Origin of the sequence: Streptomyces sp. WAC06614 (assembly GCF_003949795.1) — a bacterium.
Classification (GTDB): domain Bacteria; phylum Actinomycetota; class Actinomycetes; order Streptomycetales; family Streptomycetaceae; genus Streptomyces.
This window is the reverse complement of sequence record NZ_RPRY01000442.1, coordinates 1-4735: the sequence shown is the minus strand read 5'-3', so window position 1 is coordinate 4735 and position 4735 is coordinate 1. Positions and strand designations below refer to the sequence as shown.

General features: G+C 73.8%; 4 protein-coding genes. 2 read left to right on the top strand and 2 right to left on the bottom strand.

Going from position 1 to position 4735, the window contains the following annotated elements:
- Window positions 1-358: 358 nt before the first annotated feature.
- Window positions 359-1204: a MurR/RpiR family transcriptional regulator gene (locus tag EF918_RS32745; RefSeq protein WP_125652539.1), complete on the bottom strand. Its 846-nt coding sequence runs from the start codon at window positions 1202-1204 to the stop codon at window positions 359-361.
- 148 nt (window positions 1205-1352) lie between these two features.
- On the opposite strand from EF918_RS32745, the gene EF918_RS32740 reads away from it, so the two are divergent.
- Window positions 1353-1745: a hypothetical protein gene (locus EF918_RS32740; RefSeq protein WP_125652538.1), complete on the top strand. Its 393-nt coding sequence runs from the start codon at window positions 1353-1355 to the stop codon at window positions 1743-1745.
- A gap of 429 nt (window positions 1746-2174) precedes the next feature.
- Here EF918_RS32740 and EF918_RS32735 read toward each other — a convergent pair whose 3' ends face one another.
- Window positions 2175-3566, bottom strand: a complete 1392-nt coding sequence (locus tag EF918_RS32735) for a cystathionine beta-synthase (protein ID WP_125652540.1) — start codon at window positions 3564-3566, stop codon at window positions 2175-2177.
- 157 nt (window positions 3567-3723) lie between these two features.
- Here EF918_RS32735 and EF918_RS32730 point away from each other — a divergent pair.
- Window positions 3724-4735 (top strand): SGNH/GDSL hydrolase family protein (locus EF918_RS32730; RefSeq protein ID WP_148141306.1); only part of this gene is annotated, 1012 nt, incomplete at its 3' end.

Here is a 4735-nt window from a genome sequence, read left to right as displayed (position 1 = left end):
ACTCCGCCCTACGGCCACCCCCAGCCACCCCCAGCCAGGGGCGCGGGGAACTGCGCGACCAGCCAGGGACGGCCCGCACAATCCAGGTCACGGGGTCCCCCCCCCAGGGGCGCGGGGAACTGCGCGACCAGCCAGGGACGGCCCGCACGCTCCGGTCAGGGGGAGGGCCCCTCCCTTTTTGCCGGCCTGCAGCCCGTCCGTGGTCGCTCGCGCAGTTCCCCGCGCCCCTGGGGGCCTCCCCCGTCGCCCGGCCGCAGGCCGTCGCGGGTTGCTCGCGCAGTTCCCCGCGCCCCTGACGGGGCGCAACCCCCGTCGCCCGGCCGCAGGCCGTCGCGGGTGGGCCCGGCCCTGGCGAGGGCTATTCCACGAACAGGCCGCGCGCAGCGGCCTTGGCGTCGAAGGATTCGAGGCGGTGCTGCGCCTCGGGAATCGCGTCAGCCATGGCTTCGAGGAGCACACGGCCCAGCAGCATCGGTGCGCAGGCCGTGTCGAAGGCCAGCCCGGTCCCGACCGGCGCCGGGATCAGCAGGTCGGAATGCCGCGCCACCGGCGCGAACGCCGAGTCGGCCACGGTCACCACCGTCAGCCCCCGCTCCCGCGCGTACGTCAGCGCCTCGACCACCTCCCGCGGATGCCGCGGCAGCGCGAAGCACAGCAGCGCCGAGGCCCCGGCCTCGACCGCGGCGTCGATGCGGTCGGCCAGCATCGACCCGCCCTCGTCCAGCAGCCGCACATCCGGATGCACCTTGCCCGCGAAGTACGCGAACCCCCGCGCCTGCGAGGACGCCGCCCTCAGCCCCAGCACCGGCAGCGGCACCGACCCGGCCAGCAGCCGGCCCGCCTCCTCCACCGGGCCGGGGTCGGCCAGCATCGCCACCAGGCGCCGGAGGTTCTCGATCTCGCCCTCGACGGCCTGCTGGTACGCGTTCTGCTCGGCGTCCGGCTCCGGCGCCCCCACCCGCTCCGCCGGGGCCACCTCCCGCAGGTACCGGCGCAGCGCCGGGTACCCGTCGAAGCCCAGCGCGACCGCGAACCGGGTCACCGACGGCTGGCTCACCCCGGCCAGTTCCGCCAGCTCCACGCTGGACAGGAACGGCACCTCGGCGGCCCCCCGCACCATGCAGTGCGCGATGCGCCGCTGGGTCGGTGTCAGCCGGTGCCCCTCGAACAGCTTCTGCAGCCGTGCGGCCGGGCTCTCGCTCATCCCGTCCCACCCTCCGTCCGCGTACGTATTCAGTCACCCTGCACTCTGCATGCGGTTATGCAGGACGGCAAGCGGCGACCGCGCGCGCTCCCGGATACGGGGGGTAGCACCAGTGCCCGGCGCACGGTGCGGTTCCTACGCTCGGCCCATGGAAGCCCCTGGCACGCACGAGCTGAAGAAGGAGCTCGACGCCGCCCTCGACGCCCGGCGCGAGCTGGGCCCGGAGTACGAGGCCGCGCTCGTCGACTCCTTCGTGGACAAGGTCGACACCCATGTCCGGCGCCGGCTCGCCGAACAGCAGCTCACCGTGGTGCGCGGGTCCCGCGCACCCGGGCCGCCGCCGGACGGCGCGAGCGGCTTCGGCGAGCGGTACGGCTTCGCCGTGATCACGCTGGTGCTGGCGGTCCCGCTGTCCGCGATCGGCGCGACCCAGGCCGGGCTGAGCGGGCTGCTGGTCACGTGGGGCGGAATCCTCGGCGTGAACTTCGTCCACGCACAGAAGTCCTGGCGGGGCTTCAGGCACCGCGCCACGTCGGACTGACGCCCCCGCGGCCGGCCCGACCGGGGCGGACAGGGCAGGGCCTCGGGCGGGCGCCTCGGGCCGGGACGGCCTGCGGCCCGACCGGGCCGGGCAGGGCCGGGCCTCGTACCGGCACCCGGGAGGGTACGGACGGGCACGGGGGCCGCCGCACCCCCGGGCGGGCCCGGGGGGCGGGACGACGGCGGTCCCCGTGCCGGACACGGGCCGGGTCAGGGCCGGCTGTCCGCGTCCGTGGCGACGTACGCACGGTCCGGGAGCCGCTCCGGGTGCGAGACGCCGTTCGGTGTGTCGGCCGGAAACCGTCGCTCCTGCCGACGCACTCCACTGTGGCGCACCCGTGTTAAGCGGGTGCTGCGCCCACGTGTCGGGCTCGTGCCGAATGCCCGGCGGGGGGTCGATGGTCGTCCCCGCCCCGCCCGCCGGGTCGGATCACTTGGCCGTGCGCGCCAGGAAGGCCAGCAGGTCCTGGCGGCTGACCACCCCGGTCGGCTTGCCCTCGACGAGCACGATCGCCGCGTCCGCCTGCGCCTTGCCCAGCACGGCCATCAGGTCGGCGACGGGCTCGCCGGAGCCGACCTGCGGCAGCGGCGCGCTCATGTGCTTCTCCAGCGGGTCGGTCAGCGCGGCGCGCTGCGTGAACAGGGCGTCCAGCAGCTCCCGCTCCACCACCGAGCCGATGACCTCGGCGGCCATCACGTCCGGGTGACCGGCGCCCGGCTTGACGATGGGCATCTGCGAGACGCCGTACTCGCGCAGGACCTCGATGGCCTGGCCGACGGTCTCCTCCGGGTGCATGTGGACCAGCGAGGGCAGGGTGCCCTGCTTGTCGTTGAGCACGTCGCCGATGCGGGCGGCGGTGCCCGGCTCCTCCAGGAAGCCGTGGCCGGCCATCCACTCGTCGCTGAAGATCTTGCTCATGTAGCCGCGGCCGCTGTCGGGCAGCAGCACGACGACGACGTCGTCCGGGCCGAGGTTCTCGGCGGCGCGCAGCGCGGCGACGACCGCCATGCCGCAGGAACCGCCGACCAGCAGGCCCTCCTCCTTGGCCAGGCGGCGGGTCATCTGGAAGGAGTCCTTGTCGGAGACGGCGATGATCTCGTCCGCGACGTCCTGGTCGTAGGCGGTCGGCCAGAAGTCCTCGCCGACGCCCTCGACGAGGTAGGGGCGGCCCGAGCCGCCGGAGTAGACCGAGCCCTCGGGGTCGGCGCCGATGACCTTGACCTTGCCGCCGGACACCTCCTTCAGGTAGTTGCCCGTGCCCGAGATCGTGCCGCCGGTGCCCACGCCCGCCACGAAGTGCGTGATCTTCCCGTCCGTCTGCTCCCAGAGCTCCGGACCGGTGGTCTCGTAGTGCGAACGGGGGTTGTTCGGGTTGCTGTACTGGTCGGGCTTCCAGGCGCCCGGCGTCTCACGGACCAGCCGGTCGGAGACGTTGTAGTACGAGTCCGGGTGCTCCGGGTCGACGGCGGTCGGGCAGACCACGACCTCGGCGCCGTACGCACGCAGCACGTTGATCTTGTCGAGGGACACCTTGTCCGGGCAGACGAAGATGCACTTGTAGCCCTTCTGCTGGGCCACGATCGCGAGTCCCACACCGGTGTTGCCGCTGGTCGGCTCCACGATGGTGCCGCCGGGCTTGAGCGCACCGCTCTCCTCGGCGGCCTCGATCATGCGCAGCGCGATGCGGTCCTTCACGGAACCGCCCGGGTTGAAGTACTCGACCTTGGCCAGGACGGTCGCCTGGATCCCTTCGGTCACACGGTTGAGCTTCACCAGCGGGGTGTTGCCGACGAGGCTGATCATCGAGTCGTGGAATTGCACCATGTTCTCCAAGGACAGGACTCCACGGGTTCTCCGGGAGGCACCGCCAGGGTAAGCCGAAAGTGGTTGACCGGGCGGGACTGTGGGGCAGGTAGGTCGATGCGGGTAGATCGCGGGGGAGAGCGCGCGTGGATCAGGACGAGGAGGTGGCCGAAAGGTGTCGCGAGCGAGGACGGCCCGCAGGATCGCGGCGGGCGCGGCGTACGGAGGCGGCGGCATCGGCCTGCTCGGTGTGGCGACGGTCGGGGTGCTGCTGGCCGAGGCCCAGCTGGCCAAGCGGACCGTCGGCACGGTCCTGGGCGAGCCGCCGCGGGCGGACGGGCTGTACGGGAGCGAGTTCGGCGGGCCGGAGCTGAGTCCGGGCCCGCTGCGGATGGGCATGCTCGGTGACTCCACGGCGGCGGGGCTGGGGGTGCGCAGGGCCAGACAGACCCCGGCCGCGCTGATCGCCTCCGGGCTGGCGGCGGTGGCCGAAAGACCCGTGGAGATGCGGAACGTGGCCCTGTCCGGGGCGATGTCCGACGATCTGGACCGGCAGGTCTCGCTGCTGCTGGACCACGGTGCGCCGCCGCCCGACGTGTGCGTGATCATGATCGGGGCGAACGATGTGACCCGGCGGATGCCGCCGACCCAGTCCGTGCGGCTGCTGACCGCCGCGGTGCGGCGGCTGCGGCTTGCCGGGGCCGAGGTGGTCGTGGGCACCTGCCCCGACCTGGGCACCATCGAGCCCGTCTACCAGCCGCTGCGCTGGCTGGCCCGCCGGGCGTCGCGGCAGCTGGCCGCGGCGCAGACCATCGGGGTGGTGGCGCAGGGCGGCCGCACGATCTCGATGGGTGACATGCTCGGGCCCGAGTTCGCGGCGAATCCGCGGGAGATGTTCGGGCCGGACTTCTACCACCCCTCGGCGGAGGGGTACGCGACCGCGGCGATGGCCGTGCTGCCGACCGTGTGCGCGGCGCTGGGGCTGTGGCCGGACTCCGACCGGATCGACGTCTCCCGCGACGAGGACATGCTGCCGGTGGCCCGCGCGGCCACCACCCCCACCGCCCCCCCCCCCAACTCCCGGCCGCCGGCCACGACGACGCTGTCTGGCACCGCCCGCACCCTCACGCCCTCCCGCCCGGCCCCACGCACAGCGACCCCCGAACGCCCTCCCTCCACCGACGACG